The following is a 16,625-nucleotide window of genomic DNA, read 5'->3' on the forward strand; positions in this document are numbered from 1 at the left end:
GATGGAGGCTGGCATGCCGCCATCGCGAGCAAGCTCGGTTCCCACAGAACCTTTTTGCTTGAATCGTGCCAAAAACCCGGTACAGGCCCTGCGCCATGACGTATCGAGTGCGCTACACTGCGCCGCTTGTGCAGATCGAAGAGTTTGAAGGACAACCATGACGTTCAAGGCCCCGGACAGCCTCGCCGAGCAAATCGCCCATCATCTCGCCGAACGCATCATTCGCGGTGAAATGAAGCCGGGAGAGCGCATCCAGGAGCAGAAGGTCACGCTGGCGCTCAATGTCAGCCGCGGCTCGGTCCGCGAGGCCCTGCTGATCCTGGAACGACGCCACCTGATCGCGATCCTGCCGCGCCGTGGTGCCCACGTCACCGAACTCACCGAACATAACGTGCGCAGCCTCTGTACGCTGATGAGCGAGCTGTACATCCTGCTGGGCAACGCCGTGGCCCATGGTTGGCGGGACTCGACCGACATGGCGCCGTTCCTGCAGATCCAGCAGCGCCTCAAGGACGCCTTCGTGCGCCAGGACATCCGCACGTTCGTCGATGAAAGCTTCAGTGTGATGCGCGCCGCTTATCCTTTTGCCAACAATCCGTACTTGCAGGAAACCGTCGAGAACCTGCAGCCGGCCATGAGCCGCGCCTATTTCCTCGCCCTGGAACAACGCAAGGCCGAAATGAGCGAGTACCTCGACCTGTTCCAGAGCCTGCTTGTCGCGGTGCTGGCCCGTGATCTGCCGCAGATCCGCATTGTGCTCACGGCCTACGGCCAGCGCAGTTGCGATCTGGTGGTTGCCGCCCTGACGAAGGCCTGAACGTGCGCCTCAAGTGCATCAAGCTGGCGGGGTTCAAGTCCTTCGTCGACCCGACCACGGTGAACTTCCCCAGCAACATGGCGGCGGTGGTCGGGCCCAACGGTTGCGGCAAGTCGAACATCATCGACGCCGTGCGCTGGGTGATGGGCGAGAGTTCGGCCAAGAACCTGCGCGGCGAATCGATGACCGACGTCATCTTCAACGGTTCCACCAGCCGCAAGCCGGTCAGCCAGGCGAGCATCGAGCTGGTGTTCGATAACTCCGACGGCACCCTGATCGGCGAATACGCGGCCTATGCGGAAATCTCCATCCGCCGCAAAGTGACCCGCGACAGCCAGAACAGTTATTTCCTCAACGGCGCCAAATGCCGGCGTCGCGACATCACCGACATCTTCCTCGGCACCGGCCTGGGGCCGCGCAGCTACTCGATCATCGAGCAGGGCATGATCTCCAAGCTGATTGAGGCCAAGCCTGAAGACCTGCGTAACTTCATCGAAGAGGCCGCCGGTATCTCCAAATACAAGGAGCGCCGGCGCGAGACGGAAAACCGTATCCGTCGCACCCACGAAAACCTCGCTCGCTTGACCGACCTGCGCGAAGAGCTCGACCGTCAGCTCGAACGCCTGCACCGTCAGTCCGAGGCCGCGCGCAAATACCAGGAATACAAGGGCGAAGAGCGCCAGCTCAAGGCCCAGCTCTCGGCCCTGCGCTGGCAGGCGTTGAATGAACAGGTCGGCCAACGCGAAGCGATCATCGGCAACCAGGAGGTCAGCTTCGAAGCCCTGGTGGCCGAACAGCGCAATGCCGATGCCGCCATCGAGCGCCTGCGTGATGGGCACCACGAGCTGTCCGAACGCTTCAACCTGGTGCAAGGGCGCTTCTATTCGGTCGGTGGCGACATCGCCCGGGTCGAGCAGAGTATCCAGCACGGCCAGCAACGGCTGCGCCAGTTACAGGATGACTTGAAGGAAGCTGAGCGCGCGCGCCTGGAGACCGAGTCTCACCTGGGTCACGACCGCACCTTGCTGCTGACCCTTGGCGAAGAGCTGGAGCGGCTCACGCCGGAACAGGAAATCACCAGTGCCGCCGCCGAAGAGGCCGCTGCCGCCCTGGAAGAGTCCGAGCTGACCATGCACGGCTGGCAGGAGCAGTGGGACCGTTTCAACCTCACTTCTGCCGAGCCACGGCGTCAGGCCGAAGTCCAGCAGTCGCGCATCCAGCAACTGGAAACCAGCATGGAGCGCCTGGCCGAGCGCCAGCGCCGCCTGGCCGAAGAGCGTGCCTTGCTCGCGGCGGACCCGGAAGACGCGGCGATCCTCGACCTGAGCGAGCAACTGGCCGCCAGCGAAGCCACTCTCGAAGACTTGCAGGCCAGCGAGGACGCCCAGGTCGAGCGGCTCGAACAACTGCGCCAGGCCTTGCAACTGGCTCTTCAGAATCAGCAGCAGGCCCAGGGCGAGTTGCAACGGCTCAACGGTCGTCTGGCCTCGTTGGAAGCCTTGCAGCAGGCCGCGCTGGATCCGGGCACCGGCACTGCCGAATGGCTGCGGGACCAGCATCTGGCCGAGCGTCCGAGGCTGGCCGAAGGCCTGAAGGTCGACGCCGGTTGGGAGCTGGCGGTGGAAACCGTGCTGGGCGCCGATCTGCAAGCAGTGCTGGTGGATGATTTCGCCGGCTTCGACCTCTCGGGGTTCACCCAGGGCGACCTGCGCCTGCTCAGCCCGGCCGGCGACGGAGTGCGGATGCCGGGCAGCCTGCTGGACAAGGTCGAGGCCAAGGTCGATCTGTCGCCCTGGCTCGGGCAGGTCAGGCCGGTAGAGAACCTTGAACAGGCCTTGGCCCTGCGCGGGCAACTGGCAGCGGGTGAAAGCCTGATCAGTCGTGATGGCTATTGGGTCGGCCGGCATTTCCTGCGGGTGCGCCGAGCCAGCGAAGCCGAGAGCGGCATGCTCGCCCGGGGCCAGGAAATCCAGCGCCTGGGCGCCGAGCGCGACGAACGCGAAGCCAGCGTCGAAGCCCTGGAAACCGAATTGCAGAATCTGCGGGCGCAACAGCGTCAGCAGGAAAATGGGCGCGAACATCTGCGCCGGCTGTTGCAGGACGAAGCGCGCCAGCAAGGCGAGCTCAAGGCTCAGTTGTCGGCCGGCAAGGCCAAGGCTGAACAGCTGGCCCTGCGGCGCACCCGACTGGAAGAAGAGATCGCCGAGCAGGGCGAGCAACGGGCGCTGGAGCACGAACAGATTGGCGAGGCGCGCCTGCAACTGCAGGAAGCCCTCGATGCCATGGCCCTGGACACCGAGCAGCGTGAGCTGTTGCTGGCCCAGCGCGACAGCCTGCGCGAACGCCTCGACCGGGTGCGCCAGGAAGCGCGTCAGCACAAGGACCATGCCCATCAGTTGGCGGTGCGCCTGGGCTCGCTCAAGGCGCAATACGATTCCACGCGCCAGGCCCTCGAACGCCTGGAGATGCAGTCCGAACGCCTGACCGAAAAACGCGAACAGTTGAGCCTGAACCTGGAGGAGGGCGAGGCGCCGCTGGAAGAGCTGCGGCTCAAGCTCGAGGAACTGCTCGACAAGCGGATGAGTGTCGACGAGGAACTCAAGACGGCGCAGATCGCCCTCGAAGACGCTGACCGTGAGCTGCGCGATGCCGAGAAGCGCCGTAGCCAGGCCGAGCAGCAATCCCAGTTGATTCGCGGCCAGATGGAGCAGCAACGCCTGGAGTGGCAAGCCCTGACCGTGCGTCGCAAGGCCTTGCAGGACCAACTGCTGGAAGACGGTTACGACCTCAACGGCGTGCTCGCCACCTTGGTGGCCGGGGCCAATGAGAAAGACGCCGAGGAAGAACTGGAGCGCATCGCTGCGCGGATCCAGCGCCTGGGCGCGATCAACCTGGCGGCCATCGACGAATACGAGCAACAGTCCGAGCGCAAGCGTTACCTGGATGCCCAGGACGCTGACCTGGTGGAAGCGCTGGAAACCCTGGAAAACGTCATCCGCAAGATCGACAAGGAAACCCGAAACCGCTTCAAGGATACCTTTGATCAGATCAATGGCGGTTTGCAGGCGCTTTTCCCAAAAGTTTTCGGTGGCGGCAGTGCGTACTTGGAACTGACGGGCGAAGATCTACTCGATACTGGGGTGACAATCATGGCGCGTCCTCCCGGAAAGAAGAACAGCACCATTCATTTGCTCTCCGGTGGTGAAAAGGCGTTGACCGCGTTGGCCCTGGTATTTGCCATCTTCAAGTTGAATCCGGCGCCGTTCTGCATGCTCGACGAAGTCGATGCGCCGCTGGACGACGCCAACGTGGGCCGTTACGCACGGCTGGTAAAGGAAATGTCTGAAACAGTGCAGTTCATCTATATCACCCACAACAAGATCGCCATGGAAATGGCCGATCAGTTGATGGGTGTGACGATGCACGAACCGGGCTGTTCGCGGCTGGTGGCGGTGGATGTCGAGGAGGCCATGGCGATGGTGGATGCCTGACGCGCAGGGTATGGAGGGCAACTTCTCGATGAGTTGTCGGGTCTTTTATCCTTGCCGAAGGCAGTTCAGATCACAGATTGGCACAAGCCTATGCGACAGACGGTGTAAAGTTATCTTTGGTCGTGCTAGTTTAATGTCAATTTTTCGTATGCGTGGGCAAAACGCCATTCAGAACATAGAGTTGGCGCCACGTTTTAAAGCGGTTTGCAAATAGCTAAGCCCCTTATTTTTCAGCATTTTTATAGAGGCACGGGATTACATGGAAATCGGTCTGCGCGAGTGGCTGATCGTCATCGGCATCATTGTCATTGCCGGTATTCTTTTCGATGGCTGGCGCCGCATGCGCGGCGGCAAGGGGAAACTCAAGTTCCGCCTTGATCGCAGCCTGTCGAACCTGCCGGACGAGGATGACAATGCCGAGTTGCTGGGCCCGCCCCGGGTGCTCGACACCCACAAGGAACCGCAGTTGGACGAGCATGACCTGCCGTCGGTGAGCGCTCCCGTGCGCGAACCCCGTGAATCGGGTTCCAAGCGGGGTAAACGCAACAACGAACCGTCCCAGGGCGATCTGAACCTCAACCTGGACCTGGATGGCGGCCCGAGCTTCAGCAGCCGCGACGACTTCCCGGACGAGAGCAAGGCGTCGAGCAGCGACAAGGACCAGGCCCAGGCTGAAGAAGTGCTGGTGATCAGCGTGATCTGCCGCGACCCGGCCGGCTTCAAGGGCCCGGCGTTGCTGCAGAACATCCTGGAAAGCGGCCTGCGTTTCGGCGAGATGGACATTTTCCACCGCCACGAAAGCATGGCCGGCAACGGCGAAGTGCTGTTCTCCATGGCCAACGCCGTCAAGCCAGGGGTGTTCGACCTGGACGACATCGACCACTTCAGTACGCCGGCGGTGAGTTTCTTCCTCGGCCTGCCGGGTCCGCGTCATCCGAAGCAGGCTTTCGACGTGATGGTGGCCGCGGCCCGCAAGTTGTCCCAGGAGCTCAACGGTGAGTTGAAGGACGACCAGCGCAGTGTGCTGACCGCCCAGACCATCGAACACTACCGCCAGCGCATTGTCGAATTTGAACGCCGGGCATTGACCCAGAAGCGTTGATCAGAGCGCCTCTTGTAGCCGCTCTGTGGCAAGCCGCTTTTGTGGCGAGGGGATTTATCCCCGCTCGAGTGCGCAGCACTCGCAAACTCTGTGGCAACACAACATTTTGAGGGCTGCTTGGCAGCCCAGTGGGGCGGTGCGAGGTTTCGCTAAATCCCCTCGCCACAGGTTCTCTGCCGAGCATTACTTGACTGATTGACATGAGCAGCCTCGGCTGCTTTTTTGCTTTATGAGAGAACACCCATGAATGCCGTCGAAACCCGCATCCTAGAACTGCGCACCGAACTGGATCAGCACAACTACCGCTATCACGTCCTCGATGAGCCCACCATCCCGGATGCCGAGTACGACCGCCTGTTCCATGAGCTCAAGGCCCTGGAAGAGCAGCACCCGGAACTGGTGACCAGCGATTCCCCGACCCAGCGGGTCGGCAGCGTGGCGCTGTCGGCGTTCAGCCAGGTCCGTCACGAGATCCCGATGCTCAGCCTGGGCAACGCCTTCGACGAAACAACCATGCGTGAGTTCGACCGCCGGGTAACCGAAGGCCTCGATCTGCCGATGGGCGATCTGCTGGGCGGTGGCGCGGCGGTGGAATACAGCTGCGAGCCGAAACTCGATGGCCTGGCGGTCAGCCTGTTGTACCAGGACGGCCTGTTGGTACGCGGCGCCACCCGCGGTGACGGCACCACCGGCGAAGACATCAGCGTCAACGTGCGCACCGTGCGCAACATTCCCCTCAAGCTGCAAGGCAGCGGCTGGCCGCCCGTGCTGGAAGTGCGCGGCGAGGTGTACATGTCCAAGGCCGGCTTCGACCGCCTCAACGCCACGCAGTTGGAGGCGGGCGGCAAGACCTTCGCCAACCCGCGCAACGCGGCGGCCGGCAGCCTGCGCCAGCTCGACTCCAAAATAACCGCCAACCGCCCGCTGGAATTCTGCTGCTACGGCATTGGCCAGGTGACGGCGGACATTGCCGATACCCACATCGGCAATCTCAAGCAGCTCAAGGCGTGGGGCATGCCCATCAGCCGCGAACTGAAACTGGCCCATGGCATCGACGAATGCCTGGATTACTACCGTGACATCGGCGAGCGGCGCAACGCGTTGCCCTATGAAATCGACGGCGTCGTGTTCAAAGTCAACAGCATTGCCTCCCAGCGCGAACTCGGCTTCCGCGCCCGCGAGCCACGCTGGGCCATCGCCCATAAATTCCCCGCCAGCGAGGAGCTTACCGAGCTGCTCGATGTCGAGTTCCAGGTCGGCCGCACCGGGGCCGTGACGCCTGTTGCGCGGCTCAAGCCGGTCAAGGTGGCCGGCGTGACCGTGGCCAATGCCACGTTGCACAACATGGACGAAGTGGCGCGCCTGGGCCTGATGATCGGCGATACGGTGATTATCCGCCGCGCGGGGGATGTGATTCCGCAGGTGGTGCAAGTCGTTACCGAGCGCCGCCCGGAGAATGCTCGCCCGGTGGAAGTGCCCCAACAGTGTCCGGTGTGCGGTTCCCACGTAGAGCGCACGCAACTGATCAAGCGCAGCAAGGGCCGCGAAACCATCAGCGAAGGCGCGGTGTATCGCTGCGTCGGTCGCCTGGCCTGCGGGGCGCAGCTCAAGCAGGCGATCATTCACTTCGTCTCGCGCCGGGCCATGGACATCGAAGGCCTGGGGGAAAAGAGCATCGAACAATTGGTGGACGAGGGCCTGGTGGGCTCGCCTGCCGACCTGTATGCGCTGACCTTCGAGCAAGTGGTCGACCTGGAAGGCTTTGCCGAACTGTCGAGCCGCAAGTTGCTGGCGGCCATCGTTGACAGCAAGAAGCCCAGCCTGGCGCGCTTCATCTACGCCCTCGGCATCCCCGACGTCGGCGAGGAAACCGCCAAGGTCCTGGCGCGCTCCCTGGGCTCGCTGGAGCGCGTGCAAGCGGCGTTGCCCCAAGTGCTCACGTACTTGCCGGACGTGGGCCTGGAAGTGGCGCATGAGATCCACAGCTTCTTCGAAGACCCGCACAACCGCGAGGTGATCACGGACCTGCTGCGCCATGGTCTCGATATCCAGGACCAGGGTGAGCTGGGTGCCGAATTCTCCGCCAGTACCACCCTGGGCGGTTTTCTCGACAAGTTGCACATCCCTTCGGTCGGCCCCGGCGGTGCGCAGAAACTGGCGGACAAGTTCGGCTCCCTCGACGCAGTGATGAACGCGGACTGGCTGGACATGCGCCAGGCCCTGCCGGAAAAGCAGGCCAACGCCGTGCGGGAATTCTTCGCCATCGCCGACAATCGCCAGCAGGCCGAGGCCGCGGAGCAGCAGTTGCGGGACTTCGGCATGCACTGGCAAAGCGAGAAGAAAGTCGTCGAAGGCTTGCCCGAAGCCGGCCACACCTGGGTGCTGACCGGATCGCTGGAACTGATGAGCCGTGACGTCGCCAAGGACAAGCTGGAAAGCCTGGGGGCCAAGGTCGCCGGCTCCGTGTCGGCGAAAACCCACTGCGTGGTGGCTGGGCCGGGTGCCGGCTCGAAGTTGGCCAAGGCCAATGAACTGGGACTCAAGGTGCTGGACGAAGAGGCGTTCGTGGCGTTTCTTGGCAAGCATGGCATTACGGTTTAGCCCTAGTCGGCTGTGGCGAGGGGATTCATCCCCGCTGGGCTGCAAAGCAGCCCCAAAACTGCCAATCGGTGTGTCAGCTTGATCGAGGTAAGGCTGATGGGGGCTGCTTCGCAGCCCAACGGGGATAAATCCCCTCGCCACAAGGGTGTGTCACCAGGCTGAACGTCTTTGTTGGAGGATGATCTAGTCTTGCAGGCCCCAGGGAGAGATCGCCATGTACCGCTTCTTCGAACAACTGAGCTCACGCATCGCCGCGCCGTTCCTGGGCGACCGTTCGCGCAACAGCAAAGTCTGGCCGTGTCGCTGCGGCCAGTCGCTGTTTTTTCGCAACAGCCAGTGCCTGGCCTGTCTGGCGGCGCTGGGCTATCAACCGGAGCAGAGTCGTCTCTCGTCCCTGCAACCCGGTGACCAGCCCGACACCTGGACCCTGGATGCCGACCCACAGGCCGGCCTGTTCCGGCGCTGCACCAACCTCGATACAGCGGCGGCGTGCAACTGGCTGCTGCCGGCCAATGGCCCCGACACCCTATGCATTGCCTGCAGCCTGAACCGCACCATCCCCGACCTGTCGGTCCCGGAAAATCCTGAACGCTGGCGCAAAGTCGAAACCGCCAAGCGTCGGCTGGTGGCGCAACTGATCACCCTCGGTCTGCCGGTCATCCCGAAAAGCATTGACGAACACACCGGCCTGGCCTTCGACTTCATCGGCGTCGACCCCGACGGCACGCCACCGACCACCGGCCATGCCAGCGGCTTGATCACCCTCGACATCAAGGAAGCCGACGACGCCCATCGCGAATACGTGCGCCAGCAGATGCGCGAGCCGTATCGCACCTTGCTCGGGCACTTTCGCCATGAGGTGGGGCATTACTACTGGGACCGGTTGATTGCCAACAGCCATTGGCTCGAGGCGTTCCGCGGGTTGTTTGGCGATGAGCGCGCCAGTTATTCCGACGCTTTGGAGCGGCACTACCAGCAAGGGGCACCGCTGGACTGGCAAACCCGTTACGTCAGTGCCTACGCCACCATGCACCCCTGGGAAGACTGGGCCGAAACCTGGGCCCACTACCTGCACATGATGGACGCCGTGGACACGGCACTGGGCTTTGGCATGAGCGCCCAGGACATGGACTTCGATTACCAACCGTTCCCCCCCGACACCCTGTTCGACCCCGAGCACTCCGGTGGCAAAGCGTTCCTGTCGTTCGTCAACGCCTGGATCGAACTGGCCGGCATGCTCAACGAACTGTCCCGTAGCATGGGCCAGCCGGATTTCTACCCGTTCGTCGTGCCGGCGGCCGTCATCACCAAACTGCATTTCATCCACCTGGTGATCCAGGAGGTGGGCGGCCGGGCGGATGAGGTGTTGTTGTAGCCATGGGGTTTGCCGGGATGGCTGCGCACTCCGTCCACCCTCGATCTACTGTGGGAGCGAGCCTGCTCGCGATAGCGGTGTGTCAGTCAATTCATGAGTGGCTGAACCACCGCTTTCGCGAGCAAGCTCGCTCCCACAGGGGGCTTCGGGATAGCTGCAGAAAATCATCTCCACCCCTATAGCAAGTACTTGAACATCTTCATTTTTTAATCCAGCGCGAACGGTTGTAACTTCCCGTCAGATAGGTACAATGGCGCGGCTCGCCGTCAGGCGGGCGTCGTTATGGTGACCCCATCGGTCCCCCCGCAACGATTACCCGTGAACCTGGTCAGATCCGGAAGGAAGCAGCCACAGCGGGAACATTGTGTGCCGGGGTGTGGCTGGTGGGGTTGCCTCCATAACGCCCCAGACCTTCGTTCGCAGGGTTTGCCAGATTTCCTCTTATCTCTTTTGTTCTGATCGGTTCGGTCAATGCCTTCTGCTGTCCGGGCGATTTGCCGTTGGTCGCCACTGTTATTTCTGACAGTAGAATTTCGTGTCATGCCTTTCTAGGGTTCGTGTAACCGGCCAGAGGGCAATGTGATGAACAACGACACGGTGTTGACGCAAAGCAAGGGTTCAATCGCCGTGAAGGTCGCGGCAGCGCTGGGGTGGTTTGCATTACTCCTTCAGCTATTCCTGATCCTGACTTCACGCTGGCAGGCCGAAAAGAGCTTGTTGGGTGGCGTGGAGATCTTTTTCAGCTACTTCACGGTACTGACCAATATTCTGGTGGCGATCGTGCTGACCTGCGCGGCGACGACAGGCGACTCGCCGCTACGGCGTTTCTTTCTCCGGCCCTCGACTCAAGCCGGTGTGGCGGCTGCCATCGTGTTGGTCGGGCTGGCGTACAACCTGCTGTTACGCCAGACGTGGAACCCTCAAGGCTGGCAGTGGGTGGCTGATGAACTGCTGCACGACGTGATGCCGGTGCTGTTCATGATCTATTGGTGGTTCTGTGTGCCGAAGGGAACCCTGCATTGGAACAACGTGTGGACGTGGCTGCTCTATCCGCTGATTTATTTCATCTACGCCCTGATACGCGGTGAGGTGGTCGGCACCTATCCCTATCCGTTCATCGAAGTAGACCGGCTGGGTTATTCACAGGTGCTGGTTAACGCGGTGATGGTGTTGGTGGGATTCGTGGTGATTTCACTGGTACTGGTTGCGGTGGATCGGGCGAAGGGCAGGGGCTGATCGGTTGGTCATTTTTCTGGACGCTCATAAATCCAGTGTCCGCCGCCGACCCCCTTGTGGGAGCGAGCCTGCTCGCGATGGCGGTGGGTCAGCTTGCATGAATGTTGCCTGATACTCCGCTATCGCGAGCAAGCTCGGCTCCCACAGGTTTTGCGTCAGGTCCTGGTAAATGGGGTGGTCAGGCCTGACTCAAGGCTTGGACAGAGCCTGATCAACCGCTGCGATCAGCTTGCCCAAATCCTTCGGGGTGGCCTTGTGAATGACACCGAACAGGTAGGCGCGCTGTTCGTCTTCGTCATTCATGTCGGCGAAAAAGGCTTTCAGTTGTACGTCCAGTACATTGGCGAGCAGGAACAGGGCTTCGACGCTGGGCATGTAGGTGCCGGTTTCGAAACGGCTGATGGTCTTGGGGTCAAAACCGGTTTTTTCGCCCAGTTCAGCCTGAGTCAGCCCCGCTACTTTGCGGTAGCGTCTGATGGCTGCACCCAAACTTGAAATTTGCATCGCTCAATTCCCATTTAGAATCAAGAACTTAACGATAGATTTTTGCATTAGGCAACCGCATGGTTCATCACCTTGCTTTGCAAAATGTGATGCGTTTCGTAGAATCAGCGTTTGGGACGGGCATTTGCTGACCTGCTCCAGAGGCCCGAATGTGCAAAAAGAAATGCGCCGCGTGTTCATTCTCGTGACACAAGGCAGGTTTTCCGGGCTTTCTGAAGGCACTGACAGAGCCGTGCCCCAGCTTATCTCACGGTATTTGAGCCTAGTTGATTTTCGCCTGTTCGAAGGCGGTGCAACCGCGTGCGACAAATGAGCCTGACTCATGGATGACTGCTTCGATGGATAAGAAGTACCGCAGAGCCGTTGACGCCGCCGCGATTTTTTCCGAAACCGATGTGAGCGGGCGCATCACCTACGTCAACGACCAGTTCTGCAACCTCTTTGGCTACCGGCGCGATGAGCTGCTGGGGGCGAACCATCGGCTGCTCAATTCCGGTCATCATCCGGGTGAGTTCTTCAGTGCCATGTGGCACACCATTGCGTTGGGGCAGGTGTGGAAAGGGGATATCTGTAATCGCGCCAAGGACGGTACGTTGCATTGGGTCGAAACCACCCTGGTGCCGGTGATGGACGACGCGACGGGGCAGGTCGAGCGATACCTGGCCATCCGTTTCGACGTCAGCGACAAGCGCCGGGAGTTGCACTCCCTGCAGTGGCGAGTCGGGCACGATGTGCTGACCGGGTTGCCCAACCGCACCTACCTGTCCGATCTGCTGGACCAGGCCCTGGCGTTCTCCCGGGCGGAAAACTTTCCCCTGGCGGTCTGCATGCTCGACCTCGATGGTTTCAAGGCGGTCAATGACGGTCACGGCCATGCCAGTGGCGATCAACTGCTGGTCGAGGTCGCGAGGCGACTGCGCAGCATTGTGCGAGGCGAAGACGTGGTCGCGCGGCTGGCGGGGGACGAGTTCGTGCTGGTGTTGCGTCATGTGCCTGGGCTGGATGAATTGCATGGGGCCTTGAATCGAGTGCTGGTTGCGGTTTCCACGCCCTATGCCATTGACGGTAAAAGCATCAAGGTTTTCGCAAGTATCGGCGTCACGCTGTTCCCCTGGGACAACGAAAACGCCGGGACGTTGCTGCGCCATGCTGACCAGGCGATGTACATGGCCAAGCAGAGCGGCCGCAATCGCTTTCATTTGTTCGATGTGTCTCGGGACAAGGAGGTGCGGGCCACCTACCAGACCGTCGAGCGGGTTCGGCAGGCTTTGGCCGCCAATGAGCTGCGGCTGCATTTCCAACCCAAGGTCAACATGCGCAGTGGCACCGTGGTCGGCCTTGAGGCCTTGCTGCGCTGGAAGCATCCGCAACGCGGCCTGGTGCCGCCCCGTGAGTTCCTGCCACTGGCGGAGGAAACCGATCTGATCGTCGAGATCGGTGAGTGGGTCATGGAGCAAGTCATGATTCAGTTACAGCGATGGCAGCGAGCGGGGCAGGGGTGGCCGGTGAGCATCAATATCTCGGCGCGGCATTTCCAGCGGGCGGACTTCGTCGAGCGGTTGCAACAGATGCTGGAGCGGCACCCGGACGTGCCGCCGCACATGCTCGACCTGCAAATCGTCGAGTCCGTCGCGGTGGAAAATCTGCAGCATGTCAGTACCTGCCTCCAGGCTTGCCAGGCCCTGGGCGTGGGTTTCTCCCTGGGCGGCTTCGGGACGGGCTACTGCTCCCTCAATGACCTCAAGCATTTGCGCACCCAGACGATCAAGATCGACAAGACCTTTATCCGCGACATTCTCGTGGACCAGGATGACCTGGCCTTGACCAAGGCCGTGATCGGCCTGGCCCAGGCATTTGGTCGCCAGGTCGTTGCCGAAGGGCTGGACACTTTGGCGCATGGGCAATTACTGCTGCGCCTGGGTTGTGAAGTTGCCCAAGGCTATTTTATCGCCCGACCCATGCCGCCCGAGCAGGTACCGGGCTGGGTGAGGAGGTTTGTCCCGCCGCCGCAATGGCAGCAGCGACCCGGTGTTCAGGGCGAACCGGCTCCAGCCTCGGATTGCGCATTACGGCCGGTATAAAGCTGGATGATTGCGTCGATCTCCCCCGATGCTTTCATGTTCTGCAAGGTGCGCAGAATGCGTTGTACCGGGATTTTCGGGTCATTGCGCAGGTAGCAGCCCAATTGCTGTTCCTGGAGCACGGCCGCCTCGTGCAGTTGGCGATCGGCGGTGTGCCGTTGGTTGAACCAGTCCAGCGCCCATTGGTTGCTCACGCCGTAGCGATAGCGACCGGCAAGCAACTTTGCCAGCACCTGCTCCTGGCTGCGTGCTTCGTCGCGCCGTAGATGGCCGCTGTCGAACAGGGGTTGCAAGGTCGGGTAGGTATAGCCGAGCACGGTGCCAATGGGCTGCTGCTCGAGCGTCGCCGGCACCACTTTTGTGGGGGCGCTGGCCGCACCGACGAGCAGGTCGCGCTGGAAGAACAGCGGGACACTCCACAGGTAATCACCGTGTTCGTCCTTCACCCAATCGGGGCTGACATAGCAGCGCATGTCGACTTCGCCATGTTGCATGGCCCCGTCGAGCCGGGCGCGGGACAGGACGTGGAACTCGGCGGGCATGCCCACCTGAGTCGCCAGGCTGGTCATGACGTCAGGGAGTATGCCCTGGGTCGGGCGACCTCGTTCGATCTGCACCATGGGCATGGCCCAACCGTCGGTCACGGCAAAGCGCAAGGGTAATTCGGCGGCGAAACAATCTGTCCCTAATAACAGCAAAGCCCCCATGGCCAAGCGCATAAGCTCTCCTGACGGTATAAAAGCGTGTCGACAACCGAGTCCCTGATTCCAAGCTTAGTCAGATTAGAACGGCGCACCGGATGCAATTTCGCCCCTGCTCCGCTAGCATTAGCCGCTTCTGTTCCTTCGTTGCGATGGTTTTCGATGAGTTATCAGGTTCTTGCACGTAAATGGCGTCCGCGCTCGTTCCGCGAAATGGTCGGCCAGACCCATGTGCTCAAGGCCCTGATCAACGCCTTGGACAGCCAGCGACTGCACCACGCCTACCTGTTCACCGGGACCCGTGGCGTGGGCAAGACTACCATCGCGCGGATCATCGCCAAGTGCCTGAATTGTGAAACCGGTATCACTTCGACGCCCTGCGGCGAGTGTTCGGTCTGCCGGGAAATCGACGAAGGCCGTTTCGTCGACCTGATCGAGATCGACGCCGCCAGCCGCACCAAGGTCGAGGACACCCGCGAGCTGCTCGACAACGTGCAGTACGCCCCGAGCCGCGGGCGCTTCAAGGTCTACCTGATCGACGAAGTGCACATGCTCTCCAGTCATTCCTTCAATGCGCTGCTCAAGACGCTGGAAGAACCGCCGCCCTACGTCAAGTTCATCCTGGCGACCACCGATCCGCAGAAGCTTCCTGCAACGATTTTGTCCCGCTGCCTGCAGTTCTCCCTGAAGAACATGACGCCGGAGCGGGTCGTCGAACACCTGACCCATGTGCTGGGTGTGGAGAATGTGCCGTTCGAAGACGATGCGCTGTGGCTGCTGGGCCGTGCCGCCGACGGTTCGATGCGTGACGCCATGAGCCTGACCGACCAGGCCATCGCCTTCGGTGAGGGCAAGGTCATGGCTGCCGATGTGCGGGCCATGCTCGGTACCCTCGATCATGGCCAGGTCTATGACGTGTTGCATGCGCTGATCGATGGCGACGCGAAGGCGTTGCTCGAAGCGGTGCGCCACCTGGCCGAACAGGGGCCGGACTGGAACGGTGTGCTGTCGGAAATCCTCAATGTGTTGCACCGTGTCGCCATCGCCCAGGCCTTGCCCGACGGCGTCGACAACGGCCATGGCGACCGCGATCGGGTGCTGGCCCTGGCCCAGGCGTTGCCCGCCGAAGACGTGCAGTTCTATTACCAGATGGGCCTGATCGGTCGTCGCGACCTGCCCCTGGCGCCGGATCCGCGTGGCGGCTTCGAAATGGTGCTGCTGCGGATGCTGGCGTTCCGGCCTGCCGACACGGCGGATGCGCCGAGGCAGGCGCTAAAGCCAGTGGGGATCAGCCAGGCCACAGCTGATTCCGCCAAGCCAGTGGCTGCCGCGCCCGTGGTTGCGCCGGCAGCGGCTTCTGCTCCGACTGCGGTGACACCCGTCATGGAGCCGGCTCCGGCGCCTGTCGTTGCGGCGGTTGAACCTGAACCTGAGCCTGAACCTGAGCCGATTCCTGAGCCTGTCGCCGAAGCCGTCATCGATCTGCCCTGGAATGATCCGGTCGAGCCCGAGATCGTCCAGCAGCCTGCCGTGGAGCCTGTACTGGAAACCATCGCCGAGCAGCCCGAGCTGCCGCCGATGCCCCTGCCGACGCCTGACAGCGTGGTGCCCGAGGCCCCCGAGTGGGTTGCCGCCCCGGTGCCCGAACCGACAGCTACCGATGTCGATATCGCCACGCCGGGCATGGACCTGGACGACGAGCCTCCGCTGGATGAGGATTACATCGAGCCGGACATGGATTCGGCCTACAGCTACTTGGATGACCTGGCCAGCGAGCACGCTGCCGAGCCGGCACCCGAACCCGAGCCGGAACCCGCGGCGATGCCGGCCACCGGTCTGGCCCTGCAATGGCTGGAGCTGTTCCCGAAATTGCCGATCACCGGCATGACCGGTAGCATCGCCGCCAACTGCACGCTGATCGCGGTAGAAGGCGACCACTGGCTGCTGCACCTGGACCCGGCCCACAGCGCCCTGTTCAACGCGACCCAGCAGCGGCGTCTCAACGATGCACTGAACCAGTATCACCAGCGCACCCTGACGCTGAGCATCGAGCTGATCAAGCCTGAGCAGGAAACCCCGGCCCAGGCCGCGTCCCGTCGTCGGGCCGACCGTCAGCGCGAGGCTGAGGAGTCGATCCACGGCGATCCGTTCATCCAACAGATGATGCAACAGTTCGGCGCGGTGGTTCGTCACGATACTATCGAACCTGTCGAGGCCCCGGTCACCCAGGGCTCATAATTGAAGGCGCCGGGCCGAATGGGCTGGCGCGGTGTTTATCCAAGTACTTTCGAGGTGATTCCCATGATGAAAGGTGGCATGGCCGGCCTGATGAAGCAGGCGCAGCAGATGCAGGAAAAAATGGCCAAGATGCAGGAAGAACTGGCCAACGCCGAAGTCACCGGCAAGTCCGGCGGCGACATGGTGACCGTGGTCATGACCGGTCGCCACGACATCAAGCGCGTCAGCATCGACCCGAGCGTGGTCGAAGGCCTGAGCGAAGATGACAAGGAAATGCTCGAAGCCCTGTTTGCCGCCGCCGTCAACGACGCGGTGCGCAAGATCGAAGCCAACAGCCAGGACAAGATGTCCGGCATGACCTCGGGCATGCAATTGCCGCCGGGCATGAAACTGCCGTTCTGACTCGCCATCCCGGTCGGGATGGGCTACACCCAATGCCAGGCATCGCGCCTGGCATTTTTGCTTCTGGCCCCGAGCAT

At 61.8% G+C, this 16,625-nt stretch carries 11 protein-coding genes and 1 other RNA gene; 10 read left to right on the forward strand and 2 right to left on the reverse strand.

What is annotated here, in order from left to right; genetic code table 11:
- The first annotated feature begins 157 nt into the window (after positions 1 to 157).
- From LOY67_RS08865 to LOY67_RS08895, 7 genes are all read left to right on the forward strand, one after another.
- Complete coding sequence (locus LOY67_RS08865; protein WP_265066821.1) at positions 158 to 817, forward strand: GntR family transcriptional regulator; 660 nt, start codon at positions 158 to 160, stop codon at positions 815 to 817.
- Between the two features lie 2 nt (positions 818 to 819).
- Complete coding sequence (gene smc, locus LOY67_RS08870) at positions 820 to 4,308, forward strand: chromosome segregation protein SMC (protein ID WP_265066822.1); 3,489 nt, start codon at positions 820 to 822, stop codon at positions 4,306 to 4,308.
- Positions 4,309 to 4,567: 259 nt separating this feature from the next.
- Complete coding sequence (gene zipA, locus LOY67_RS08875; protein WP_265066823.1) at positions 4,568 to 5,410, forward strand: cell division protein ZipA; 843 nt, start codon at positions 4,568 to 4,570, stop codon at positions 5,408 to 5,410.
- A 243-nt stretch (positions 5,411 to 5,653) separates the two neighbouring features.
- Positions 5,654 to 8,011, forward strand: a complete 2,358-nt coding sequence (gene ligA / locus LOY67_RS08880; protein ID WP_265066824.1) for an NAD-dependent DNA ligase LigA — start codon at positions 5,654 to 5,656, stop codon at positions 8,009 to 8,011.
- 214 nt (positions 8,012 to 8,225) lie between these two features.
- On the forward strand, positions 8,226 to 9,386 hold the full coding sequence (locus tag LOY67_RS08885) for a putative zinc-binding metallopeptidase (protein ID WP_265066825.1): 1,161 nt from the start codon (positions 8,226 to 8,228) through the stop codon (positions 9,384 to 9,386).
- Positions 9,387 to 9,678: 292 nt separating this feature from the next.
- An RNA gene (gene ffs / locus LOY67_RS08890) (signal recognition particle sRNA small type) lies at positions 9,679 to 9,775 on the forward strand.
- 193 nt (positions 9,776 to 9,968) lie between these two features.
- Complete coding sequence (locus tag LOY67_RS08895) at positions 9,969 to 10,622, forward strand: Pr6Pr family membrane protein (protein ID WP_265066826.1); 654 nt, start codon at positions 9,969 to 9,971, stop codon at positions 10,620 to 10,622.
- 189 nt (positions 10,623 to 10,811) lie between these two features.
- On the opposite strand, the gene LOY67_RS08900 is transcribed toward LOY67_RS08895, so the two are convergent.
- Complete coding sequence (locus LOY67_RS08900) at positions 10,812 to 11,126, reverse strand: helix-turn-helix domain-containing protein (protein ID WP_265066827.1); 315 nt, start codon at positions 11,124 to 11,126, stop codon at positions 10,812 to 10,814.
- A 338-nt stretch (positions 11,127 to 11,464) separates the two neighbouring features.
- Between LOY67_RS08900 and LOY67_RS08905 the strand changes: the two genes are divergently transcribed.
- A complete protein-coding gene (locus LOY67_RS08905) occupies positions 11,465 to 13,207 on the forward strand; it encodes a putative bifunctional diguanylate cyclase/phosphodiesterase (protein ID WP_265066828.1) in 1,743 nt (580 codons plus the stop codon).
- Here LOY67_RS08905 and LOY67_RS08910 read toward each other — a convergent pair.
- The gene (locus tag LOY67_RS08910; RefSeq protein WP_265066829.1) at positions 13,159 to 13,926 is read right to left on the reverse strand and encodes a substrate-binding periplasmic protein; all 768 of its coding nucleotides are present in this window, start codon (positions 13,924 to 13,926) and stop codon (positions 13,159 to 13,161) included. The two genes, LOY67_RS08905 and LOY67_RS08910, sit on opposite strands and share 49 nt — an antisense overlap.
- 144 nt (positions 13,927 to 14,070) lie before the next feature.
- Between LOY67_RS08910 and dnaX the strand changes: the two genes are divergently transcribed.
- Both dnaX and LOY67_RS08920 read left to right on the forward strand, forming a co-directional pair.
- Complete coding sequence (gene dnaX / locus LOY67_RS08915; RefSeq protein WP_265066830.1) at positions 14,071 to 16,146, forward strand: DNA polymerase III subunit gamma/tau; 2,076 nt, start codon at positions 14,071 to 14,073, stop codon at positions 16,144 to 16,146.
- Positions 16,147 to 16,209: 63 nt separating this feature from the next.
- Positions 16,210 to 16,548 (forward strand): YbaB/EbfC family nucleoid-associated protein, encoded by a 339-nt coding sequence (locus LOY67_RS08920; protein WP_265066831.1) that lies wholly within the window; start codon positions 16,210 to 16,212, stop codon positions 16,546 to 16,548.
- Positions 16,549 to 16,625 lie beyond the last annotated feature (77 nt).

This window comes from Pseudomonas sp. B21-056 (assembly GCF_026016325.1).
Taxonomy (GTDB): Bacteria; Pseudomonadota; Gammaproteobacteria; order Pseudomonadales; family Pseudomonadaceae; genus Aquipseudomonas.